This is a genomic window from Asaia spathodeae NBRC 105894, assembly GCF_025994195.1.
GTDB lineage: Bacteria > Pseudomonadota > Alphaproteobacteria > Acetobacterales > Acetobacteraceae > Asaia > Asaia siamensis.
Genome location: NZ_BAPY01000026.1, coordinates 258551 through 282244, shown reverse-complemented (window position 1 = coordinate 282244; position 23694 = coordinate 258551). Strand labels below are relative to the sequence as shown.

The window sequence follows — 23694 nt, the reverse complement described above, 5'->3', positions numbered from 1 at the left end:
GGTAATGATCAGCCCTTGATCTCATGGCATTGAAGCATGGCGCTGGCATCCATCTCGCTCGAGAACATGGCATCGTTGCCCTTGCTCCACCAGACATATTCGGCCGCTACATATTTGGCGCCGCTTGCCGCAATCACGTTGGTGAAGACCTGCGTTTTCCCATCGACCGGAAGCACTGCAAGGCTGATATCGCCCGCATTGATATAGCTTACCTTGACGATTTTCTCGGGCAGGACGGCGCGCAGCCTGGCTGAACTCGCACCCTTTTTTGCCTTGCAGCTGTAAGCGACGGTCTGACGCTGGATATCGGTCGAAGCTGACAACGGGATCGAGAGTGAATCACCAGTCGCTGCCTGCGCAGGCATGATAGCGGTCACCGCTGTGAGCACGATCGCTGCTCCCGTCAGTTTTCGAAACATGGTTCTGCTCCTTCTTTCGTTGCGCATGTTCTGTCTCTTCGGGACATGCGCGGACTTTCCTACCAGATCACGGCGATACTCGGGCGTATTTGCGTTCCAGACGCAAGGTCTGATGCCGCACGCATGGAGCCTTGCGATGACCACCACCATCTCCGAGCTATACATCGCTTTTGCGAGCAATCTCGCGAAGGCACAGGAAGACGCGGCCTCGTTGCTCAAGCTCGGCGATGCGGCGGAAGCGGCTGATACGAAAGTAACGCGCCTCGGGCGCTCCGGCGCGTCGGTGGCCCGGCAATTCGATGAGACGACGCGCGCCGAGGCCAAGCTGAGTGGCGAGATCCGACAGCGCACGGCCAATATCGAGGCGCTGCAGAAGTCGCTCGCCGCCGGTGAAATCACGCAGGAGCAATATGCGGGGTCTTTAGCCGGCATCGCCAAATCAGCGGCAACACAGAAAGAGAAATTCGACGCGGCTACGGGTGCCAGCAAGCTGCACAATGCCGCCCTTGCGGAAGGTGCAACGGCAGCCAAGCTGTCGAGCTACCAGATCGGCATCCTGGCTGGTGAGGCCCATAAATTCGCCGATCAGGTGCTGGCCGGGGGCGGCGCCATGAAAGCCGCATTCTATCAGGTGCCCAATATGGTCACGGTGATGGGCGGGTTTGGCAAGGCCACGCAAATCGTGGGCGGATTACTGACGGGGCCGGTGGGTCTGGCGGCTCTTGCTGTCGCGGCCGGTGTAGCCATCTACAAAATGGGCAGCGCGGCCGAAACCGAAGAGGGCCATCTCGCAGCCCTTGGCCAGACCCTGCGTGCAACTCGCAGCGATTATGCGGCCATGGCTGGCGCTGCAGAGGATGCGGCAAGGCGCATCGCGGGCAAGAGTGGCCTGTCTCTCAATGACAGCCGTTCGGTCACCTCGACCTTTGCGGCTGTGCCCTCGGTCAGCGGCGGCAATCTCGATGCGCTCGCCACCACCGCCCGCAATCTTGCAACGGTCCTGGGCAAGGATGTGCCCGACGCGGCAAAGGAAATGACGGCGGCGTTTGCAGATCCAGCCAAGGCCGCAGAGGATTTCGCCGAGAAAGGGCTGCTCGGCGTCCATGAGGGGCTGGTGCAGCAGATCCGCGATATGCAGACCAGCGGTGATCGTATCGGCGCCTGGGGGCTGCTCATGGGGCAGGTCGGCAAGGCCACGGCCAATGCCGCAGACCAGGGCGTGACGCCCCTCCACCGGGCACTCCATGCAGTGAACGTATCGCTTCATGAGGGCTTCGCCCCTCTCGGGCAGTTTGTGAACTGGCTTGGCGAAGGCGTATCAGGTGCCGCCCTCAAAGCAACGCAGCTTCTGCAGGCCTTTCTGGACAAGACCAAAGAGATCCGCGCATGGGAGGCTGCGCAACTCGACAAGATCCCTGCCGTCCATGACTACATGCAGCGCCGCGAGGTGGCTGCGTCCGATGTGGCCGGGGTGGGCAAGACCATCGACAGCGTGGGTGCAAGCCTGGGCGCGAATAACGATGTGATCGCGCTCGCCCATCGCATACAGCCGATCGAAAGCGCAACGGGCCAGTATGACACGCAGGGCCGCGTGGTGCAGTCATCGGCGGGTGCGCTGGGCGCGATGCAGGTCATGCCGGGCAATGCCAACGGCAATGATCTGCGCACGACGACCGGCAATGTCACGGCAGGCGTGCAGCTGCTCACGCGGCTTTACGCCAAGTATGACGGCAATCAGGCACTGGTCGCCATGGCCTATAACTGGGGCGAAGGAAACGTCGATCAGTATCTGTCGGGCAAGATCGCCAAAGCGCCTGATAGCGTCATGGACTACGCACAAAAGGCGACCGGGGGCGAGGTCTATGGCGCCCAGGCGACCGCCTTGCGTCAACTCAGGGTCGATGACCAGCTGCGCGGCAGTGATGGCAGCATCGCCGCCCAGATCCGTGAGCGTGAAGAGGCCATCACGGCCCTGACCACGGCGCAGAAGGCGCTCAATGATCTGCATACCGCAGGCAAGGTTTCCGATGCCGAGTATGCTGCCCAGACCGGCGTATTGACCGACAAGATCAACGGCCAGCGTGGCGCGATCAATGAACTGCGCGACCCGTTACAGACTCTCGCCCATCAACAGGTTCTGGCGGCTGAAAGCGCCAGAACCTACTCGGCGGCAGAGGCGTCGATGGTGCAGGTCAGTCAGCAGGTCGAGGAAGCCGCAAGGTGTATGGGGCAGGAACACGCCACAGCCGCCCAGCTGGCCGAAGCGCAAGCCAGACAGCAGGCGATCCTGACGAACCAGTTCAACCAGTCGGCCGCGGCCATCAATGAGCGCACGCAGGCCGAGCAGGATCTGCTCGCTGGCTACAATGCGTCGAAAGGCTCCCTGACGCAGTATCAGCAGACTATGGAAGCCGCCGAGAAGGTGCGGGCCACCTCGATCGACGGCACGGCCGAGCAGACCCGCCAGCTCGAGATCCTGACCGGCGCCATGAAATCGGCAACGGCCTCGCAAGTTGATATGGCCAATGCGGGCAAGCTCTACAGCCAGTCGCTGGATCTGGAAGTCATCAAGGCCCAGACGGCGGCGATCGGGCAAAACAGCGATGCCACCTCGGTGCAGATCGCGGTGCTGAAAGAGCGCAACCGCATTCTCGAGGCAGGTGGCGACATCAACTCTAAAACAAATCAGGCCTATCTCGACAACGTGGCAGCCATCCAGACCGCGACCAATGCCTATCAGCATCAGAAATCCGCGCTCGATGAACTGACCGGCAGCATGGAGGGGATTTTCAGCACCATGACAAGCAGCGTGACGCAGGCATTCGTGCAGGGTGGCAAAGGGGCTGTGAGCTTCGGCTCGATCCTGTCGGGCCTGCAGACGCAGATCGTCGGCGTTGTGGCCAAGCTCGGCCTCATGAACCCGGCCATGAATGCCCTGGATGGCGGAAACCGCAACACGTTCTCAAGCCTCTCCGATACCCTTGCCTCGGGCGGGTCGGTCGGTGGCGGCGCGGGCAAGCCCGGCAGCGTGTCCATTCCCGGCGCTGGCACGGCGACAAGCGGCGTTGCCAGTTCGAGCAGCTGGCTCTCCAGCGCGATGGGCTCGAAACTCTTCGGCACGGCAACGGTGGGCAATACGCTCGGCGGTATCGGCGGCGGCATGGGCCTCGGCTCGGCGCTCGGCAATATCGGCGGCGGCACCTATGGGCTGCTCGGCTCGGGCGTTGGTGCCGCGCTTGGCGCAGGGCTGGGCTCGTTCATCCCCGGCATCGGCACAATGCTTGGCGGGCTGATCGGCGGCGGTGCCGGTGGCCTGCTGGGCGGGCTCTTCGGCCACAAGAAAAACCCCTACACGATCGACCAGGTGCTGCTCGAGGGCGACGAGTTCAGGATGGGACAGAGCTGGAACCAGAAGCAGACCGACACCATCACCGCCCAGCTTAAATCGGAGCTGGCCAGCCTCAACACCATGATGAGCAGCCTCGGGCTCAAGGCCGAGAATGCCTATCTCGGCACGGTGCGCGACGATCCGAACAACAAAGACCCCGATCAGCGTTCCGTGAGCCTCAAGGATTTGCTTGGCGGCGTGAAGCTGCGCAGCGACGGCAACGCCACCTTCACCCAGGCGCTCTCGCAGGGGATGCCCGCGAGCTTTGATAGCGTGGCCTCGTTCCAGAGCGCGGTCACGCAGCTGAAAAGCATGGCCGACACGGTGGATGCGCTGGGAGTGGCCGTCTCGAAATTCAATTCTGACGGTACCGTGACCGTCTTGGGCTTTACCGAGGCCACGGGCGATCTGCGCACGGCGCTCGATCATATGCTCAACGGCAAGACGCTCGCGACCAGCGATCTGCAATCGCAGGTTGCGACCATCACCGAGTTTGTCAGCAACACCATGCCGAACCTGATGAAAGCAACGGTCGACGGGCAGCAAAGCTGGGTCGAGCAGATGGAGGCGCTGAAAAAGACCTATGCGGACGCGGCCAGCCAGGCCGGTTCCTACGGGCTGGATAGCAACGCGCTCAATGAAAAGTTCAGCACGCTCTACGCGCAAGGCTACGATCAGAACATGCGCAGCCTGACCGAAAGCGGGCAATCGGTGAAAGCCCGGCTCCTGGCGGCGCAGGGCGACCAGCAAGGCGCCAATCTGATGGATTTCGATCTGTCTGCCACGCAGCAGAAACGCCAGCTTGCCGATAGCTGGCGGGAGTTTCTGGGCGAGGCCTATAGCTCGAACCAGACTTACCTGCAGCAGGCTTCGGATCTGGAAAAAACCCTCGGGGCAGAACGTCTGGCGATTCAGAAGCAATATGCAGACAAGGCGGCAGATGCGGCGAAGCAGGCCGCCGATCAGGCTGCAGAACAGGCGAAACAGCAGCGCGACCAGGCTGCGAGTTCGGCGGCGTCTGTCGTCAGTAACCTGCTCGATTTTGCCAAGGGCCTGAATCTGTCGACCTATTCGCCCCTCTCGGCAGAGGCGCAATACCGCGCTGCAAACGATAATTTCAACACGCTCGCCAGCAAAGCCGGACAAGGCGATTATGAGGCGCTGCAATCCCTACGCAGCGCGGCAGAGACGCTGCTCGCCCAGAGCCAGAGCTATAACGGATCGGGGCAGGATTACGCGGCCGATTACACGCGCATCCAGCAGATGCTGCAATCGATCGGCAGCCTCAAAGCGGACACCATCACTGAGTCGGCACTCAGGGCCATGCTGGCCAGCAATAACCAGACACTGGCCGAGTTGCTGCAACGTCTGCTCGAGACAGCAAACAAGCAACTCGCCGAGCAGCGTCACATGGCGCAAGGCAAGGCAGCATGAGCGGCACCCTGTTTCATACGGTCGAGATCGATGCAGAGCGCCCGCTCGATGTCGAGTTCGCCCGTGGTTATGGCACGGTCGCAGCGGGCACCGTCACGCTCCTGCCGTTCCGGCGCAGCCTCATCGACACGCTGCGTCTGTCCGACGCGGGATATGTCGATGAGGCTGGCCAGCCCTATCCGCCCTTGCTGGCCGATGCCTTTGCGATCGATCGCAGGCTCGATCTGTCGCCAGCCTCGCCCTCGGTGCGCGAAAGCTGGGGCGCCATCACCCTCGCCAATCCCGATGGGCGTTTCGATGCGCTCATCCGCGATCGCGTGATCGACCGGATGCCGGTGCGTATCCGGGCCGGTTTCAAATCCCGCGATACAGCGCGTCAGATCGACCTCGACCCGGCGAGCGCAGCCCTTGTGCCCATATTCTCCGGGCTGGGTAGCTCGTGGCAACCTGACCGGCTCACCGTGCAGATTGCACTGCGCGAGGTCTCCGGCTGGCTCGATGAGGTCATCATGCCGGTCGGCTCCTATGCCGGTTCGGGGCGCTTTGGCGGAGATGCCAACGTCAAGGGCCGCTCGATGCCGCGCCTGCGTGGCACGGCGCTCAATCTGACCCCGGTTCTGATCGATGCCGTCAATCTCGTTTACCAGATCAGCGACGGGCCGGGCTCTGTGTCGGCGCTCTACGAGGGCGGATTTGCCGGTGGCATCACCTATGCCGGGGCCGTGGCCGATCTCTACGGGGCCGCACCAGCGCCCGGCACCTGGCAGATGCAGAGCAGTTCGGGCGGGTTGTTTGTCCGGCTGGGCACAAAGCCCGTCTATGCGATCACGGTCGACGCCACGGGCGATTTCCCCTCGGGCGCCGCGCCGCGCACCGTGCTGCCACTTCTGCGCCAGATGCTGATCGAGGATCTGACCATGCCCGCGCAATGGCTTGCCGGATCATGGGAGGATACGCGCCAGGCGGGCTGGTACTGGGACGGGAGCCAGGCGGTCACGGGGCGGCAGATCTTCAATACCTGGCTCTCGGGGCTCGGCATCCGGCTCGTGCCCAGCCATGAGGGCACGCTCTCGCCCCTGCGTCTGCAGATGCCAGGCACCGTGCCCGATAGAGTGTTGACTGCCGACCAGGTCACGGCGCTGTCAGGGCTTGCGCTCGATAGCGGCTTGTCGCCGCCGCCCTATCGGTGGCGGATCGGCTACGCGCACAATCAGACAGTGCAGCAGGGCGGCAACGCGCTGCATCCACGCATCACGGCCGAGCGGCAGAGCTATGTGCTGCAGGAGGACCGCGTGGCAGCCTGGTATCTGCCCAGCATCAAGCTGCGCTATCGCCAGCCCAGCGATCTGCCGGTGATTCCGACCGCGCTGATCAATGAGGGCGATGCCCAGAGTGCCGCCAATAGCCACGGCGATCTCTGGGGGGCGGAGCGCCGTCTGTGGAGCCTGACCCTGCCGCGCTCTGTTGCGGGCGGAATCGATCTCGGCCAAGCGCTGCGGCTCGATCTGCCAGCGCCGGGTCTGCGCGGGGGCGTGACCGGGCTCGTGATCGGCGAGCAGATCCGCTCTGCCGAGGCGAGCGTGACCCTGACCGTTCTGGTCTAGGCACTGAGGCAAGGGCGTCCTGACTCTCTCGTTCGAATCGTTATTTTTGCGTTACATTCCGGGATGGGCTGCGCTAAACTTCTCTTGGCGCGATGCATAAACGCCATTCGAGCCCTTGCCGGACCCACAAAATGGTCAGGCAAGGGCTCATAGAGCTTCGATGATGTCACGCAGGAATGTCGTGACATCATTGCTGGCAAAGTGGCCCGCCGTTTTAACGGAATTGGCAGCGGCTGGGCCACTTTTGCATCCACGCCTCCCCAAAGCGGAAAAGACCAGGCCCGATCGCTGAATCGGCCCGATCTCTCACAAACCAGAAAACTCGAAAGGAACGGCCATGGCCGAGGCCTGGACCTGCGCGTTCGGCGCAGAGAACGCGCTCATGGAGGCGCGGCTGGAGGGCAATGCGCAGGTGGCTGAACTGCCCCTGATCAATCTGCAAAACGATCAGGGGGCGCCTTCGACCGCCTGGCGCGTGCCGGGAAAGGAAGCCTATCTCATCGCGCATCTGCCCCGGCCCATCCTGTGCCGGGGCTTTTCGTTTCACCGCACCAATCTCACGGCGGGGGCGCGCTATTCCCTCGTTGCCCGCAACGGGGCGGGTGTCGTTTACGCCTCGGGTGGCCAGCAGACGCAAACCGTCTCGGGCCAGTTCCTCGTTGTGTTTCCGAACGATCAGACAATCACGCAGCTCGATATTTCGATCAGCGATCAGGGTAATCCTGACGGCTTCCTGTCTTTCCCGCTCGCCTATCTCGGGCCGCTCTGGCAGCCCGAGCGCAATATGAGCTGGCAGGGCAATGAGAGCCAGCAGGCCACCATTGACGAGGCCACCAGCCTCTCGGGGGTGGAATATCCGACTTTGCGCTATCGCCAGCGTGCGATCGCGATCGATCACCAGTCTCTGGGCATCGCCGAGCTGCCGAAGATCCGCAGCATCGAGAACACGGCTGCGACGGGGCGGAATATCCTTTTCGTGCCCGATCTCTCTGCCCCCGATCGCAACAGCGCGATGATCTTCGGGCGCCTGACACCGGGTGACATCACCTGCCCGGCAGGCGCTGCCGATCGGCGGGCCACGACCATGACCGTCAAGGAGCGTCTCTGATGCCGAAATTTGCCCCGTTCGTGCTCGAGCGGTCCAACAACCCCGGCACAGGCCCTTATGCCCTGAGCGGGGCGCCACCCGGTCGACGCGGCTGGAGCGGCGCCTTTGCCGATGGTGACGTGTATTATTTCGCCGATGACGGCACCCAGGCCGAATGGGGTATCGGTCGCCTGACGCATGGCCAGCCCGCCACGATCTCGCGCGATCAGGTGCTGGGCAACACGTTCGACCGTCAGGACCGGCTCAATTTCACGGGGCTGGTCTACGTCTATTCCGACATTCCCGTCGAAGCCATTACCCCGCCCGTCACCCAGGGGCGCGTATCGGTTCCCGCTGTTGAACTGAACGATCAGCGACGGGATTTTTTCAGCCAGGATATCCGGGCCAGCGGCATCACGCTGAAGGCTGAATTTGCCGGAATAATCCAGCTCAAGAACTGGGGCGACGTCAAAGAGACCGACTGGGGGTTCCTGCAAATCATCTGCAGTCTGTATCGCCTGAATTCGGACGGTTCGTCCTCGCTCTACACGGCGGAGCAAAGGCGCCTCCGCGTCGACCGCAATGGCCCTATGCCGATCACGGTCAACGCTCTGGCCGTCAATCTCGTGCAGGGCGAAACGGTCAGGGCGGTGATCACGATCGCGACGCTCGACAGGAGCCGTCCGAATTTCACTTTCATCCCGCTCCTCTCCGATGCCGCCCTCACATGGCTTTCGGTCTGAACGAACAGGAGGATAACACCATGCGGATGCAGGAGTTCTGCCTGGGTGCGGCACTTGCCCTTTGGGCCTGTCTGCTTCTGGCGCTACCGCGGACGGATGTGACATGGCCTAGCATAGGGCAGCTTCTCGCCATCCTGCCCCGCGCCGATCATCCAACGCTTGTCTATGCCCTGCTTGCCTGGCTGACGGGCGGTGCGCAGATCGTGGGGGCGTTGTGCAATCATCCCGCCCTGCGTCGCGCCTCGGCGATCGCGGCTTTCACGGCCTGGGCGTTCATCGCTTTCGGACTGATCGCCCCGAGCGCGCTGGTGCCTGCAATCGCGGCCTATGGCGCACTTTCCCTGCTCAATACTCGGGCAGCGTTGGGGAGGATGGGCAATGCCTGAGAACCTTACTCCGCAGCCCTGGTGGGTCGCGGTGATCGGCGGGCTGCTTTTCACCATCCGCTGGCTGATTGGTTTCGGCGCATCAAGTTCGAAAGCCACGATTGCGTCGCAGCAGGAGGAGATCGATCGGCTGAATGCACGGGTGGATCGGCTCGAAGAGCGAGAAAGAGAAAACATGGCTCTCATTGCGGAATTTCGAGGGCAGAATGGACTGCTGAGAGAGGCACTGAATCGCCGGGAATCTTTAGCGGCTAATTGATTGAGAAGGAAAGAGGACAAAAACTTGCCAGATCTTATAATTGTTTCTGAGAGACAAATCTTCGCCCTCGCCATAGAGGGACAGTATTTTGCGTCGATCTAAGACGAGCCCACGCAGTGGATGTGGATTACCTGGCGACGGCCATCATGCTCTGCTGTACATCTCGCGAAAGATACAGAAAGTATTCTGGTTTTTCGATGGATGTGCCGAGTAGGCATTGGTTCATTTGTTATTTTCGATCTCATTCGCATTTATCTCCGAGCTTGAAAGCGAGGATGTGAGTACGATTATGCTACGGTCGTCCTCTGCCTTGAGTGTTGCACGTCCGATACAAAATCAGTTACCCTCGAAGGATGACAAGCGCGCGAAAGTCAATTTCAATCAACACAACTAGGCAGTTGTGGACGCAGTGCGGGGGGTTCTGCCAAAATCCCTCCTGCAATAAACCACTGTTTCGTGAAGTTGAAGGTAGTTCGGTCAGTATTGCAAACGTTGCTCACATTATCGGACATGGGGGCTCTGGCCCGCGGAGCGATCACGAGCTTGCGGAGCACATCGATAGAGATGGTTTGGCTAACCTCATCATGCTTTGCCTAGAGTGTCATAAAGTAGTCGATGAGTTGGAGAGTCGGTTTTCCGTCGAAAAGATGCAAGCATGGAAGAAGGCGCATGCAGGAAAGATCGTATCGCTCTTCTCAATCCCTGATATCAGAGATGAGCGTGAGCTTTTAATAGAGGTGAACGATCTATTGGAGGAAAACGCAGCCTTGTTCAGGGAATGTGGTCCCTATTCAGAAAATGTACTTGGCGGGTCAGGTGGGGATGGATTAATAATTTGGAAGAAACGTTGTTTAGATACGATTCTCCCAAATAATCAAAAAATTATAGAGCTTATAGATCGAAATAAAAGAAATTTTAAATATCCATGGGAATTATATCGTCGCATGCTTGAATACAAAATACATGCAGACGCATTTCAAGACAACTGCTTAACAGATCAAAAGATAAATGATTACAAGTTATTCCCAAGAAGTTTTGACTACTATGTTAAAATTCAGCTGGGTATAGATTCGGAGAATCCTCAAGTTGCCGAGAAACAGGAGCTAGAGTTTCGTTATAATACGGTTCAGACGTTCATAGAAAGATTTCTAAATACCCACTCTGCTATACAGAGCCTACAAGAGCTCAATCGCGGCACTATGCTTGTTAGCCTTTGCGATGGACGAAAACTTAAGGTTTTTGTGACGAACACATATTTTTTCACAAACTATACTTTAGAGCGCGTTTTGGAGGTTGATCCTGCGGTCGATGCAATAATCTGTGCTAGTCCTGCCGGTAAATATACTGAAGAGGCAAAAAAACAATGTATTGATATGAATGTAGGTCTATTTATGCTTGGTGAATTTATGGGTGCAATTAACTATAGCGGGAATAGGTATTTAAACTACTTGACAAGATATGATCGTGAAAAACGCAAAGACGATCTTAGACAATTAACCAGAGGGGCGGCTCCTCCATCAGGAACTCGCGTATTCGTTTTTGGCTCATTTATGCGTCGAAAGCATTATAATGATATAGATATTTTGATTGTTTATCAGGAACCTGCAGATAGTAGTGGGTTAGAATTATTTAGATCAAATATCGAGCGAATGATACGTAATAGATTCGGTAATTCTGACCTAACCATTGCCTCTGAGAGAGAATTCAGTACATTAAGCTTTGATCATGACAATCTATTGCAGCTATATCCATGATGAGGCGACTCATATTGTAGGTCCGAGGCCCAGTCCCTCCAACAGCCGACTGTTTCTGCCGTCATAAAGGTAGATTATGGGTCGTTTTAACGGCGAAGGCCTTCCTCAATATCAAATGATCTGACACCAAAGCCGCCCAACCCGGGCGGCTTTTTTCGTTTTGGAGACATGATTGATGATCGCTTCATTGAAAATCGCTCTGGCGCTTCTGCGTCGGGACGATATCGAGGGGCTGCGTCTTGCGCCCTATCTCTGCCCGGCCGGGTATTGGACCATCGGGATTGGCAATCGCTTCCTCGGTGATGGCTCACCCGTCACGGCTGTCACGAAACCCGTTACAGAAACCGAAGCGCTCGATCTTGCAGGCAAAACGCTGGCCGGGCTGAGCAAGACACTGCTCGAAGCGGTGCATGTCCCGCTGGCTCCGTGGCAGGAGGGGGCGCTCCTGTCGTGGCAGTTTAATGTGGGCAGTGCCGCCATGCGTAGCTCTACGCTTGTCTCGCTTCTGAACAGGGGGCTCTACGCGGCGGCGGGACAACAGCTTTTACGCTGGGACAAAGCCACGGTGAATGGCCGCCTTATCGTGCTGCCTGGCCTTCAGCGCCGCCGCCGTATCGAGCTTTCTATTTATCAGAGCCGCCCTGCTGCGGGTGTGCCGTTTACGGTCTGACTGACCGTCTCTCTTCTTTCCTACAATCGAATATGAGGACACACTGCCATGACATTGGACTGGCAAAGCCTTTACGCGTCCATTCTTCCATTCATTCCAGCCGAGATCTCGGCCGATATGACAATGGTTGGGACGTTTCTCGTCTCACTTTGCGCGGTAATCGCCCGATTCTGGCCACGCCCTGCTACAGGATCGAGATGGTTGATTGTCTATCGCCTGGTGAACTGCATCGGGATGAACGGGAGACACGCCGCGAATGCAGATGACAGCCGGAGGGGTTCTTAGGCTTCGTTCTGCTCAGATCTCAATCCGAGGATAATCAGCCTTCGGGCCGCCTCTGCTCTATTCGGTAGATCCGGCTGAGCACGCCGCCAATGATCGATCTCATCCCCAAGATCAGCGGGGAGGCGGAGTTCAAATCGTGTCGGCTTTCGTTCCATAGTTCTTGAGATACGATAGCTACGGTTCGTACGTCAATTACGTTGACGTGTGGTTATTTGATACGGTAGATACGTATCAGCCGGACGAAAAGGTGGTGCTTTTCGTCCGGCCTAACCTCCAGCAGGGATCACACCCCATGCCACAGGCTGATGCCTCTTCTAGCACGTCTCGACGTGCTGTTCTCTCTCAACTTGCTGTTGTGCCTCTTCTCGGCTCAATCCCCGCCTTCATTCCAGCCGCGCAGGCACTAGGCGAGGCCGATGCCACGCTACTGGGGCATGTCGCTCGCGCTATCGAAGCGCATCGGGTCATGAATGACCGAGCGCACAAGTCTAATGATGAGGAATACCTCGCTCTCATAGACGAGTTCGACAGTCAGCTGGATGACCTGGCCGGGATCCGGGCCGTCACGCCTGCGGGGCTCGGGGCCAAAGCATGCCTCATACAGCTGTATCTACCCTCCTATTTCCATGCGTTCGAGGTGGACGAGCGCAGCCCGGAAATCCGTCTCCTCTTCAGTTTCATCCAAGACGCCACCTTCTTCGCACAAAGGAATGCCGTATGAATGAGATGCTTATCCCCCTCAGCTTCGAGGGCAGGGAAATCCGCGTGGTGACGATCGGCGGCAAGCCGTTCTTTGTCGGCAGGGATGTGGCCGAGCGGCTGGGCTATGCCGATCCAACCAACGCGATGAAGCAACATTGCCGTGGGGTGGCGAAACACCACCCCATCGTCGACGCACTCGGACGGACACAGGATGTCCGCGTTCTGTCAGAGCCCGATGTGTTGCGGCTGATCGTGCGCAGCAAGCGCCCCGAGGCCGAACGCTTCGAGCGCTGGGTGTTCGAGGAAGTCCTGCCCGCCATACGCAAGACCGGTGGCTACATGACAGCTGCCCCGGAGGAAACACCCGAGGCCCTCGCTGCCCGAGCTCTGGCCGTGTTGCAGGCCACGGTAGCCCGGCAGAAAGCCGCCCTGGCGGAAACCCTGCCCAAGGCGGAGGTGTACGATCGGCTGGTGAATGCCGAGGGCAGTCTGTGCATCACTGCTGCCGCCAAGAACCTCCATATGCGCCCCAAGGCTCTGTTCGACTGGCTGGCGCATAATGGCTGGATCTACCGCCGCCCCGGCGCCGATCACTGGCTGGGCTATCAGGCCCACACCTCCAACGGCGATCTGGACCACAAGATCACCACCGTTACCCGTCCCGACGGCTCGGAAAAGGTGACAGAGCAGGTGCGTATCACCGCGAAGGGCCTCGCCAGACTGGAAAAGCTGATGCCTGAGCGGCTGCATAGCGTGGCGTGAGAGTGCGCCTTAGATGTGTACGTATTTAAGGAATGGGCGGTATCAATGATAAAAATATCGTGAGTTACATTTTTTAATTTTCATATATAGTCAAACTATATTCTTCATGAATAAAAGGGAACGCCGTGAGAAATAGAGTTTCAAACCATATATTACGTTCGTCTTTCCTTATTATACCTCTCGTCCTCGCTGCCTGTCAGAGCGGGCCAGATCGTTCACCCCAGGACACGGCGAGGTTGAGCCCAGACTATATCGACCCAACCAAATCCGTTTTCCCTCTCACAAACTACTCGCAGTCGGTCGATCAATGGATCCTGGCCGGCGCAGACCCGACTGCGGCCATTATCGACGCTGCAACCCAGCAGCGTTATTTCGCGGCGCTGAAATCACAATATTTCGGTATGGGTGATGATGGTCATTCCCCTTGGAATCCTGTCTTTGTGGGCAAGCTGCTCGCAGCCGGCGTGGAGAGCACGCGCGACTGGGGCATTAATGCTTATCTGGATGCGGCGCGTCAGTCCTGGGGGCAGAACTTCAGAATTCACGATGACGCGTGGAAAAATGCGGTGCGCGATAACGCCGCGGTAGACATCGATAACGGCTATCACGCTGCCGATCGCGGTATAGCCCTGCGGGAAACCCTCGTGCGGGTGCTCCCGACAGATGACCCCGCCTATAACGACCCGCGCAAGGCGGGCGAGGGCTATCCGTTCGATAATCTTCAGATGTCGTCTGTGCGGCCTGGCACACCGGTCTACACACTGACCGTCAGCCGCGATCATCGCTGGAGATATGTTGTCTCGCCGGATGTCACAGGCTGGGTGCATTATGAGGATATCGCCCAGGCAGGTGAGCCGTTCGTGAATAGCTGGGTCAAAATGGCGTCAGCGCATCTTGGTGCAGCAACCCGTCAGCCTGTCTCGATCTTTGACGATAACGTTTTCCATTTCACGGCACGCATCGGAACGATTTTGCCGTTCAGGAGTGCCAAATCTGGCGTGACCGAGGTGGCTATCCCAGTGAGCGATGCCACAGGACATGCGCAGATCGCCTGGTATGCAGACCAGGATCAAGCCTTTGCGCCAATGCCGCTAGCGATGAATCGCACCAATATTGCCATGCTTGTGCGCTCGCTCGTCAGCCGTCCCTATGGTTGGGGCAATTATAACTTCTACAACGACTGCTCGGCGGAGCTGCGTAGCCTGCTCATACCCTTTGGCATCCTCATGCCGCGCAACTCGCTGGCACAGATCCAGGCGACAAGCCGCACGGTCGATCTGGGCAAGGCAGATGTGGAGGCGCGGCTCGATTATCTCGTTAAAAACGGCAAGCCGTTCACCACGCTCATTCACATTCCCGGTCACATCATGATGTATATAGGTAACACGACTGTGAACGGCCAGGTTGTGCCAATGACATATCAGGATCTCTGGGGCCTGCGTCCCAAAGACGCTGACGGCCGGAGCATCGTCGGCGGATCCGTATTCTTTCCGCTCATGAAGTCTTACCCTGAAAAGACCAACCTGCAGTCGCTTGCCGGCAAGGCAAAGTTTGAGGTCGGCTTTATCGAGTAACAAAGGCGATGCGGAAGATTCTCCATCTGGGGATCTTTCGCCATCCGATCATACGAGCTAATCATGCAGCCATGGCGCTCACCCGGATAGAAAGCCGGATAATCCTTTACAGAAATGGGTGATTAATATAGATATATCAGCACTTTACGGATTGTATGAATAGGTTTTGTAAACCGAAGGTCGGGGGTTCAAATCCCTCACCCGGCACCATTCTCAGGCAACTGGATCAGATCGAAAATCGTTGTGTGATGCAGGGGCACCCTCTCCCGGCTGGTGACGTGAATGGGAATGAGTGCCTGTTCGTCTCAGCTGAATGACGTTTTCTCAAGCGGCATTCATTAAATGTTCAGCGCGGTATCAGATAGCGCGACGTCTCTTAGCAGGGCAGCCCCGGACAAGGCCCCAGTATCGCATTAGCTGCCTGATAGTCTCGTCACAAAAGCGACACAGCCTGAGATTAATCATCTGTGATGTCCAGAGTTCACAGTCGGTTTCCGTTTCCACGGGCAGGTAGAAAAAACGCTCAAAAACCTTCCGCGATCCTTCCATCTACCTTCTATACAGATCAGGATAAACTTGATATCGCAGCCCGATTGATGAACAAATCACTCTCCGGCAGCCCCGGGTACTTCAACTTTGAGTGAATCCCCACCTGTGGGTTGCATAGAGAACATCCAATGACCACACGTCAGGCCAGCTCTGGTCCTGTTCACATTTATGTCTGCCATCATAGCGCAGGCTTCACGTTTGAGGATGATGTCTTTCGCCCAATTCAGGCGGGCAGGGCTCTGGCTAGCACGGCATTGCCCATGCCGGGTGACGATACGGGTGACAATATCTCCCGGAAAAACGGCGAGTATTGTGAGCTGACAACCCTGTATTGGGCGTGGAAAAATGACCGTAACGCCTCCTGGATCGGTTTCATGCACTATCGGCGTTTTCTGGACTTCGCGTGTACGGGTCTGAAAACTGACCGCTACGGTTGCATCGCTTTGCCTGAGATGACGACCGGGTCTTTGCAGGCAATGGGGTTGAATGCAGAGACAGTTCGCAAAACGATAGAAAACAATCCGGATGCCTGCGCTATTCTTCCGGAAAAATGGTCGGTAAAAAATGTTGGATACACGTCATTCCACCAGCATTACGTCGATTCTGACTATCATTTCGCCCATGACCTTGATCTGACACGTTCCGTTATAGCCGATCTGTACCCCGGTGATCTGGCAGCATTCGATACAGTCATGGCGTCAGATGAAGGATATTTTACTAATGTCTTCGTATTCCGTCGCGAACTGTTCGACACCTACTGCACATGGCTTTTCGCCATTCTTTCAGAGGTCGAGCGCCGAGCCGATCTGACCAACTATTCAGCACAGGCACGCAGAATTTATGGCTATTTGGGAGAGCGGCTATTCAATATTTTTATGGCCTCGTCACACGGTCCACACACAGGTGTGATTGAGCGAACGCGTTGCTTTTTCGAGAACACGGGAACAGGGCAAAAGAGCGTGCTGCCTAGAAGCCTCCCTGCTCCGCTAGACAACGCCGTGACAATTGTGACGGCTGCGGACGAAAATTTTGTTCCGCATCTGGGCGCATTATTGGAGTCTATAAAGTCGTCTTTCAGCCCCGACCGTTTTCTCGAGTTGATCGTGCTGGATGGGGGAATTCCAGCATTCAAGCGTAATCTCCTCAGGCAGCAGTTTCATAGTGGGCTGCCCGGAGATAAAGGCAGTCTCAACTTTCTGGATTGCCAGCATATGTATCGCGACGTCAGCACGCATATGCACTTCTCCCCGGCAACGTTCTATCGCCTCTCGTTGGGGGAGTTGCTGCCCAATCACGCGCGGGCTCTTTACGTTGATTGCGATACCATTGTTCTGGCTGATCTGTGCCAGTTGTGGGACACACCACTCATTGGTGCTGTGATCGCTGCCACGCCTGATCTGATCATGAAGAATTTCGTGAAGGCAGGTGTTCGTTCGCTCGCTGAAACCGGCGCTCTTCCTGCGAGCCGTTATCTTAGTGACTATCTGGGGTTGAAAGCTGGTGGAGACGCCTATTTTCAGGCGGGTATTATTCTCTTCGATTTGAACGCCTTCAGAAATGCTGACATTGCCGATGTCGCTATTAAAGATCTGAGTAGCCGATGCTATTGGTTCCTAGACCAGGATATTTTGAACAAATATCTGATTGGAAAGGTGAAGATGCTGGATACATCGTGGAACTGCGTAAACAGTATTGGCGAAATATTTCCTCATTTAAGTGCTGATTGGCGGGCCAAGGTGCTTGAGGACCTTCGAAATCCGAAAATTGTGCATTATGCCGGGTATGAGGCCAAGCCCTGGAACAACAAGAACGCAGCGTTAGGTTTCTACTACTGGTTTTTTCTGCGTAGGACATTCTGGTATGAAACCATCTTCCATGGCAGCCTCGGCCCAGGGGATGAGCCGCGTCCTATTCAGTATAGTCTGGTTCGTCGTGTACTGACACGCGGCTGGCATTGCCTTCCCCCTCTGCTGCGCCGACCATTGTCTGGTGTCGCCTCGCGCGTCAAGCGGGCTCTGTGAGGCACAACATGTCCCTCAATTCTGCCTCCTCAACCGGACAGGGCCCTTGCAAGGTAACGGCCGTTATTGTCACCTATAACCGGCTATCGATGCTCAAAACGGTTATAAAGCATACACTTGCGCAAAATTTTTCTTCTGTGGTTGTTGTCAACAATGCCAGTCCCGATGGTACCAGAGGCTGGTTGGCGGGTCAGACAGACCCACGCCTCCGCATTCTGAATGAGACTATCAATCTCGGTGGCGCGGGTGGGTTTGCGCGTGGCATGGATTATGCGGCCCGTCAGACAGATTGTGAGTGGATTGTCTGTTTCGATGACGATGCCTGGCCTCAGCCCGGAGCGCTCGGTCAATTTCAGTCTCTCTCCCTTTCATCGGAGACCGGGGGGGTTGCTGCAGCGGTTTATTTTCCGGACGATACAGTGTGCGATATGAACCGCCCTGGATTAAGTCCGTTCAGAAAAATTGGAAGTATAATCCGCCTCATCAGAGACAGGAAAAAAACATTTGCAATAGATTTAGCAGCCTACGAGAAAGATGAACTGCAGCCTGTCGATTATGCATCCTTTGTCGGTTTTTTTGTTCGCGCTGGACTGGTACGCGGCAGTTTGGGATTGCCGCAGAAAGACCTGTTCGTTTACGCCGACGATACGTTGTATACGTGGAAATTAAGATCGCTCGGATGGAAAATAAAATTCGCTCCAGGAATTAGATTTTACCATGACTGCAGCACTACGGTCGATTTCTCTCGTAATAATTGGAAGATGTATTATATTATCAGGAACAGAATAATTTTTTATAGGAAAATATCAGGAATTCTTTTTTTTCCATTCTCGGTGCTTCTTGTTTTTGGTGTTTTTAGGTTGTACTTGAAAAATAGAAATATACGCAATGTACGAAGGTTGGTGCTTACCGCTATATGGGATGGTTTTCTCCAAAATACGAAACGGAATCATGAATTTGTGGTAAGTATATCTGAAACAAGTTGATAAAAATACCATGTTTTATAATTATCTACTAATATAAATTACGGGTTTATTTTTTATATAAAATAAACTACGAGCATTATTAAAAATAATGAGCTTGCGTTATTTATTGATTTGATACTCCCTGGAGCCCACCATCTGGGATTGTCGCATGGTGGTCAGTAAACGAGCCGGCGATTTTGAGGAAAGGCTCCAACATAGAATGGCTTTCTGTTCAATTAGAGTATTTAGGCTAGGTTATGTTGACAGAAGACCTGATCCAAAGCCTTACGGCGGCGAGGTTGAGGAAGCTCATGAAGGACAATACTGTTTTGTCGTAGCGGGTGGCGATCTGGCGTTGCTGCTTGAGGTGGTTGAACATTCGTTCGATACGGTTGCGATCTCTGTAGCGCTGCCAATCAGTATTTTGTGGAGTGCTGCGGCCTTTGCGCGAGGGAATGACTGGCAAGATCGCGTGCATGAGCAGATCGTGGCGAAAGCTGTCAATGTCATAACCCCGATCGGCCAGCATAGCTCTGGGGTTCGGGACAGGCAGCTTCATCAGAGCGTCTGTGGCTTTGTAGTCCGAGACCTGGCCCCCGGTAAGGATAAAGCCGAGAGGGCGTCCCTGATTGTCACATCGGGCATGGATTTTGCTCGTAAAGCCGCCGCATGATCGACCAAAAGCCTCGGAATGAGCCCCCCTTTTGCGCCCGTGGCCTGTGAATGGGCACGGACTACAGTGCTGTCGAGCATATGTTGCCAGTCGTCACTCAGCCCCAGATCTACAAGGGTTTGAAGCAAAGCGTCCCACACGCCCTGTTCAGCCCAACGCCGGAACCTGACATACACAGAGTTCCATTTGCCGTAGCGCTCATGCATGTCGCGCCAGGGGCACCCAGTGCGCAGGACATGCAGCATGTCATTGAGAAACCGGCGGTTGTCTCCGGCTGGTCGAGCCCAACGCCCGCGCTCCGGCGGCAGAAGCGGACCAATCATCGCCCATTCCTGATCCGTCAGATCGCCTCGTGTCATTCCTGTTCTCTCAACCTGTTATTCCGCAGGCAGGAAGTGAATCAGATCTCACCCAGATCGTATAGACCTTTTGTCAACGTGACCTAGAAGGTTTTCGGAACCCGAAGTCAGTTAGGCGTGAGTGACTATCCGAATGTTTGCAACGGTAAGGGAGGAGTGATACAGCATGCCTCAGTTCGAGTGCTTGCAAGCCATTCCTGACCTTTTCTGGTGCGATGGTACGACCAGTTGATCTGGTGCGATGGTGGGAGAAATTTCGCTGATGGTCTGCCTCTGGTAATTACAAAGCGTGTCTGCCAGACGAATTTTTCCAGAAATTGCATAGAATACGCTCCCGGAAGAGCGTTCCTTTTCATCATACGAGCACTAAAGAGTCAGGAATAATGAAGAAAATAGCGATTGTTGGAGCTGGTTTCTCGGGTAGCGTCATCGCAAGAGAACTGGCCGACCGGGGATATAGTGTCGATGTTTTCGATATTCGTGAGCATGTTGCAGGCAACTGCTACACGGCGCGCGATGTCGAGAGTGGGATCATGCTACACGTGTATGGTCCTCATATTTTTCACACCAGCAACGAGCGTGTCTGGGAGTATGTGCAGCGGTTTGATCGTTTCATGCCGTTCATCAATCGGGTCAAGGCGCATGCGCGTGGAGAGGTCTTCTCCATGCCGATCAACCTGATGACGATCAATCAGCTTTTCAAGAAGCAGTTCGCACCTGCGGAAGCCCGTGACTTCATCGCGGAACAAGGCGACCAGAGCATTACGGAGCCGCGTACTTTCGAGGATCAGGCCCTGCGTTTTGTTGGTCGTGAGATCTATGAGACGTTCTTTCGCGGTTACACGCGTAAACAGTGGGGGCTTGAGCCGTCCGAATTGCCTGCCAGTATTCTTAAGCGTTTGCCTGTACGTTTCGACTATAATGACAACTATTATGGCAGCAAGTATCAGGGAATTCCCGAGAACGGTTATACATATATTGTAGAGCGTATCCTCGATCACGAAAATATTCGTGTGCATCTTTCCACCAGCTTTTCCCGGGCTCAGGCCGCTGACTACGCCCATGTCTTTTATAGCGGTCCGATCGATGCCTGGTTTGATCATACTGAGGGTCGCTTGAGCTATCGGACGTTGGACTTTGAAACCGTGCGTGCTGAGGGTGACTATCAGGGCAATCCGGTCATCAACTACTGCGATGAGAACGTGCCCTGGACGCGTGTTGCCGAGCATAAGCATTTCACGCCTTGGGAAAACCACGAGAAGACAGTTCTGTTCCGTGAGTACAGTCGTTTGTGCGGAGAGAGCGATACACCTTATTACCCAATCCGCCTTGTTCACGATAAGGCGCGATTGCAGCGTTATGTTGAGTTGGCCAAAGCAGAGCAGGGCGTTACTTTCGTGGGGCGCTTGGGCACATATCGTTATCTCGATATGCATATCACGATTGCAGAAGCGCTGGATGCAGCAGAGCAATTTTTGTCCGCGCAAGACGCGGGCACGCCAGCTCCCACCTTCTGCATCGATCCGCTCGCTTAAAGGGACGGTCACTCAGATCCAGATAGCCCATTCCTCTCAAAAGAGGGATGGGCTCGATGCCGGTTTTTTCCCACCCAATAAGCAGGCTCCCACGTCTGTCAGACCAGCCAACAGGGTCAATCTCGTTTCTTGCTTGTTCACCTCGCTACCTGAGCATGATGACAGGATGGAATGGCTGGCTGAGCGACCGATGCCGGGTGACCCGTTAGGAAAACCAAACTACGCGCATGACATGCGCCAGATATGGCAGAGGCCTCACCCCGAAAGTCTGTTGGGCGCTTGCTGAGAAAACCCGGGCGTTGCGGTGATATAGCGATCCAATGCGATAAAGCCAAAAGGTGATTCCTAGGCTTTGTCTCTAACCTTCTCGACATCGTGTCAGCCGACTGTATCCATCTGCGCCAGTTATCCCACAAGCCTGATCGACTCTTCGTTAACGTGCTCTGGGGAAGGCCTGCCAAGCACAGGCTAATCTCTAGGCGACGATCGTCACGTGTGCGTCAGACCCGGTCCGTCACGCGCTCATTCTTTCCCTGGAGTCTCATCTAAAACAACACATTGAAATCAAAAGAATTATTTTCACCACAAGGCATGAGAGAGGCTCGTCAGTACTTGCAACGCAGACCGCTTTGTTTCAAGAAAGAAAGTCTTTTTCATTGCGTGGCGTTTTGCCTCATTTCAAGGGTACGGAAGTGAATACCAGCACCTACACGTCGACACAGACATCTTCCGCTGTACCTTTGTACCCATTGCAGCGCCTTGTAATGCCCAGTCTGGAATTTGGCGGCAGTGACGACATGTACGTCAGACAGCTGAACCCGGGAGTCATATCCGTTCTTTCGGAAAAAAAAGTTTTCTTTTCTCCAGGCGGGAAATGTTCTTTCGACACATTCTACAATGGTTTTACCGTGCAGTCCTGGCAGGAAAATTGCGATATACCTGATTTATTATTTTCCATTGAGGGTAAAGGTACGTTTATCGTACGTATCGGGCTACATCGCTTGGAATGTGATAAGGTGTCGTTGTTCGAAAAACGGGTCCACCTTACTGCAGGTGCAGCAGCAACTCTGAATATCGAGGCTTGGCCTTCCCTCGTGAACGGCATGATCTACGTTGAAGTGGAGGCTGTGACTGAGGGCTGCGTCATCGGGGGAGGGTTTAGCACCACTAAAGCCCCAGAACGGGAAGTACGTCTCGGTATTGTCGTCACCCATTTCAAGCGCGAGCAATACGTTATTTCTGCCGCCCATCGTATTCGAGAAGGGATACTTGTCAACCCGGATTACAAGGATCAGATCGCTCTGGTCATTGTGGACAATTCTCAGACGCTCGACCAGGATGTCGTAGAAGGCGCTATATTGATCCCTAATCAGAATCTTGGGGGATCGGGGGGATTCACGCGGGGCCTTCTCCATCTGAAGGATGAGGGGACCTTTACGCATTGCCTTTTCATGGATGACGATGCGTCTTGCGAGCTTGAATCCATACTGAGAACGCACGCCCTTCTTGGTTATGCTATCAAGGAAAAAATCGCAGTCGCGGGCGCGCTGCTGCGAGACCTAGCGCACCACTTCCTCTTTGAGAAAGGCGCGCAGTTCGACGGGATGTGCCAGCCTCTCAAACATGGGCTGGATATGCGTAACATCCATCATCTGATGCTGAGCGAGTATGTGGACAAAAAGCCGGATTTTGGTGGCTGGTGGTTCTTTGCATTCTCCTTGAGTGATGTGAAGCATTATGCCTTCCCGTTTTTTGTACGCGGTGATGACATCATGTTCAGCATGATGAACAAATTCGATATCATCACACAGAATGGTATTGCATGTTACGGTGATGACTTCGGTTATAAGAGTGGTCCATTGCAGATTTATCTGGATGTACGCAACCACCTAGTTCAAAAGATGACGCATCTGAATGCTGATGTGGAAGACTGCATCAAACTTCTACGGAAGTTTTTCGACTCTGCAATTTATTCTTATAATTACGCAACGGCGCGAGCTGTTTCCAAGGCCGCATTTGATGTCATGAAGGGGCACGAATTCTGGCTCGAGAACATGGATACATCAGTAATTCGTAAGGAATTCTCGACTCTCGCTCAAGAAGAAAAAATGCGCAAAGTCCGTTTGACCGATATCGCGCCGAGCTTCGCGAAAACAGAGCCAAATTGGTGCGAAAGCAAGAAACGTCGCCTTCTGCGTAGTCTGACGTTCAATGGGACACTCTTACCTGACTTTCTTAGGAAAGACACATGGCTTCTTCTACCGAAAAACTTCTCCGGCGATATTCGGGCGACCTTTAGGTATAATAATATATTGTATTATTATGGTCCCACCCAAGAAGGTTATTGTGCTCGCCGCGATGGAGCACGACTGGGGCAGGAAAAGAAGGTTTTTTCTAAGGTAGAGAAGATTTTCAAGAAAAATTATTCAATAGCAAAAAGAAATTATGAAGAAAATATCGGATATATGACAAGCGAAGAGTTTTGGAGAAAAATATACAAAGGTGCATAAGGTTGAAGGAAAAGA

Annotated in this window: 16 protein-coding genes and 1 pseudogene; 15 read left to right on the top strand and 2 right to left on the bottom strand. The window is 55.4% G+C overall.

Translation table 11 applies throughout. The features are described from left to right. Positions 1-8: 8 nt before the first annotated feature. Complete coding sequence (locus AA105894_RS10605) at positions 9-419, bottom strand: MliC family protein (protein WP_267311672.1); 411 nt, start codon at positions 417-419, stop codon at positions 9-11. Positions 420-555: 136 nt separating this feature from the next. On the opposite strand from AA105894_RS10605, the gene AA105894_RS10600 reads away from it, so the two are divergent. The 13 genes from AA105894_RS10600 (at position 556) to AA105894_RS10540 (ending at position 18623) form a co-directional block, all read left to right on the top strand. Further along, positions 556-5241, top strand: a complete 4686-nt coding sequence (locus tag AA105894_RS10600; RefSeq protein WP_267311671.1) for a phage tail length tape measure family protein — start codon at positions 556-558, stop codon at positions 5239-5241. Continuing rightward, positions 5238-6845: a hypothetical protein gene (locus AA105894_RS10595; protein WP_267311670.1), complete on the top strand. Its 1608-nt coding sequence runs from the start codon at positions 5238-5240 to the stop codon at positions 6843-6845. The genes AA105894_RS10600 and AA105894_RS10595 overlap by 4 nt, the downstream gene beginning before the upstream one ends. 337 nt (positions 6846-7182) lie before the next feature. Then, the gene (locus AA105894_RS10590) at positions 7183-7953 is read left to right on the top strand and encodes a hypothetical protein (protein WP_267311669.1); all 771 of its coding nucleotides are present in this window, start codon (positions 7183-7185) and stop codon (positions 7951-7953) included. After that, complete coding sequence (locus AA105894_RS10585; RefSeq protein WP_267311668.1) at positions 7953-8675, top strand: hypothetical protein; 723 nt, start codon at positions 7953-7955, stop codon at positions 8673-8675. The genes AA105894_RS10590 and AA105894_RS10585 overlap by 1 nt, the downstream gene beginning before the upstream one ends. A gap of 20 nt (positions 8676-8695) precedes the next feature. Then, positions 8696-9061: a hypothetical protein gene (locus AA105894_RS10580; RefSeq protein ID WP_267311667.1), complete on the top strand. Its 366-nt coding sequence runs from the start codon at positions 8696-8698 to the stop codon at positions 9059-9061. After that, positions 9054-9320: a hypothetical protein gene (locus AA105894_RS10575; protein WP_267311666.1), complete on the top strand. Its 267-nt coding sequence runs from the start codon at positions 9054-9056 to the stop codon at positions 9318-9320. Before AA105894_RS10580 ends, AA105894_RS10575 begins: the two co-directional genes overlap by 8 nt. A 569-nt stretch (positions 9321-9889) precedes the next feature. Beyond that, positions 9890-11074 carry a hypothetical protein gene (locus tag AA105894_RS10570; RefSeq protein WP_267311665.1) on the top strand — a complete coding sequence of 395 codons (1185 nt, stop codon included), beginning with the start codon at positions 9890-9892 and terminating at the stop codon, positions 11072-11074. Positions 11075-11249: 175 nt separating this feature from the next. Then, positions 11250-11744: a lysozyme gene (locus AA105894_RS10565; protein ID WP_267311664.1), complete on the top strand. Its 495-nt coding sequence runs from the start codon at positions 11250-11252 to the stop codon at positions 11742-11744. A gap of 577 nt (positions 11745-12321) precedes the next feature. Continuing rightward, on the top strand, positions 12322-12750 hold the full coding sequence (locus AA105894_RS10560) for a hypothetical protein (RefSeq protein WP_267311663.1): 429 nt from the start codon (positions 12322-12324) through the stop codon (positions 12748-12750). Beyond that, entirely contained in the window at positions 12747-13493 is a 747-nt protein-coding gene (locus AA105894_RS10555) for a phage antirepressor (RefSeq protein ID WP_267311662.1), read from the top strand. Before AA105894_RS10560 ends, AA105894_RS10555 begins: the two co-directional genes overlap by 4 nt. Positions 13494-13729: 236 nt before the next feature. Next, positions 13730-15067 carry an SH3 domain-containing C40 family peptidase gene (locus AA105894_RS10550; RefSeq protein ID WP_373316763.1) on the top strand — a complete coding sequence of 446 codons (1338 nt, stop codon included), beginning with the start codon at positions 13730-13732 and terminating at the stop codon, positions 15065-15067. Positions 15068-15744: 677 nt separating this feature from the next. After that, positions 15745-17637, top strand: coding sequence for a DUF4422 domain-containing protein (locus AA105894_RS10545; RefSeq protein WP_267311660.1), 1893 nt, complete (start codon positions 15745-15747; stop codon positions 17635-17637). 8 nt (positions 17638-17645) lie between these two features. Next, entirely contained in the window at positions 17646-18623 is a 978-nt protein-coding gene (locus AA105894_RS10540; RefSeq protein ID WP_267311659.1) for a glycosyltransferase, read from the top strand. A gap of 229 nt (positions 18624-18852) precedes the next feature. Here AA105894_RS10540 and AA105894_RS10535 read toward each other — a convergent pair. Next, a pseudogene (locus tag AA105894_RS10535) lies at positions 18853-19634 on the bottom strand (IS5 family transposase). 383 nt (positions 19635-20017) lie between these two features. Between AA105894_RS10535 and glf the strand changes: the two are divergent. After that, positions 20018-21169 (top strand): UDP-galactopyranose mutase, encoded by a 1152-nt coding sequence (gene glf, locus AA105894_RS10530; protein ID WP_267311658.1) that lies wholly within the window; start codon positions 20018-20020, stop codon positions 21167-21169. A gap of 692 nt (positions 21170-21861) precedes the next feature. After that, positions 21862-23679: a glycosyltransferase family 2 protein gene (locus AA105894_RS10525; RefSeq protein WP_267311657.1), complete on the top strand. Its 1818-nt coding sequence runs from the start codon at positions 21862-21864 to the stop codon at positions 23677-23679. Positions 23680-23694 lie beyond the last annotated feature (15 nt).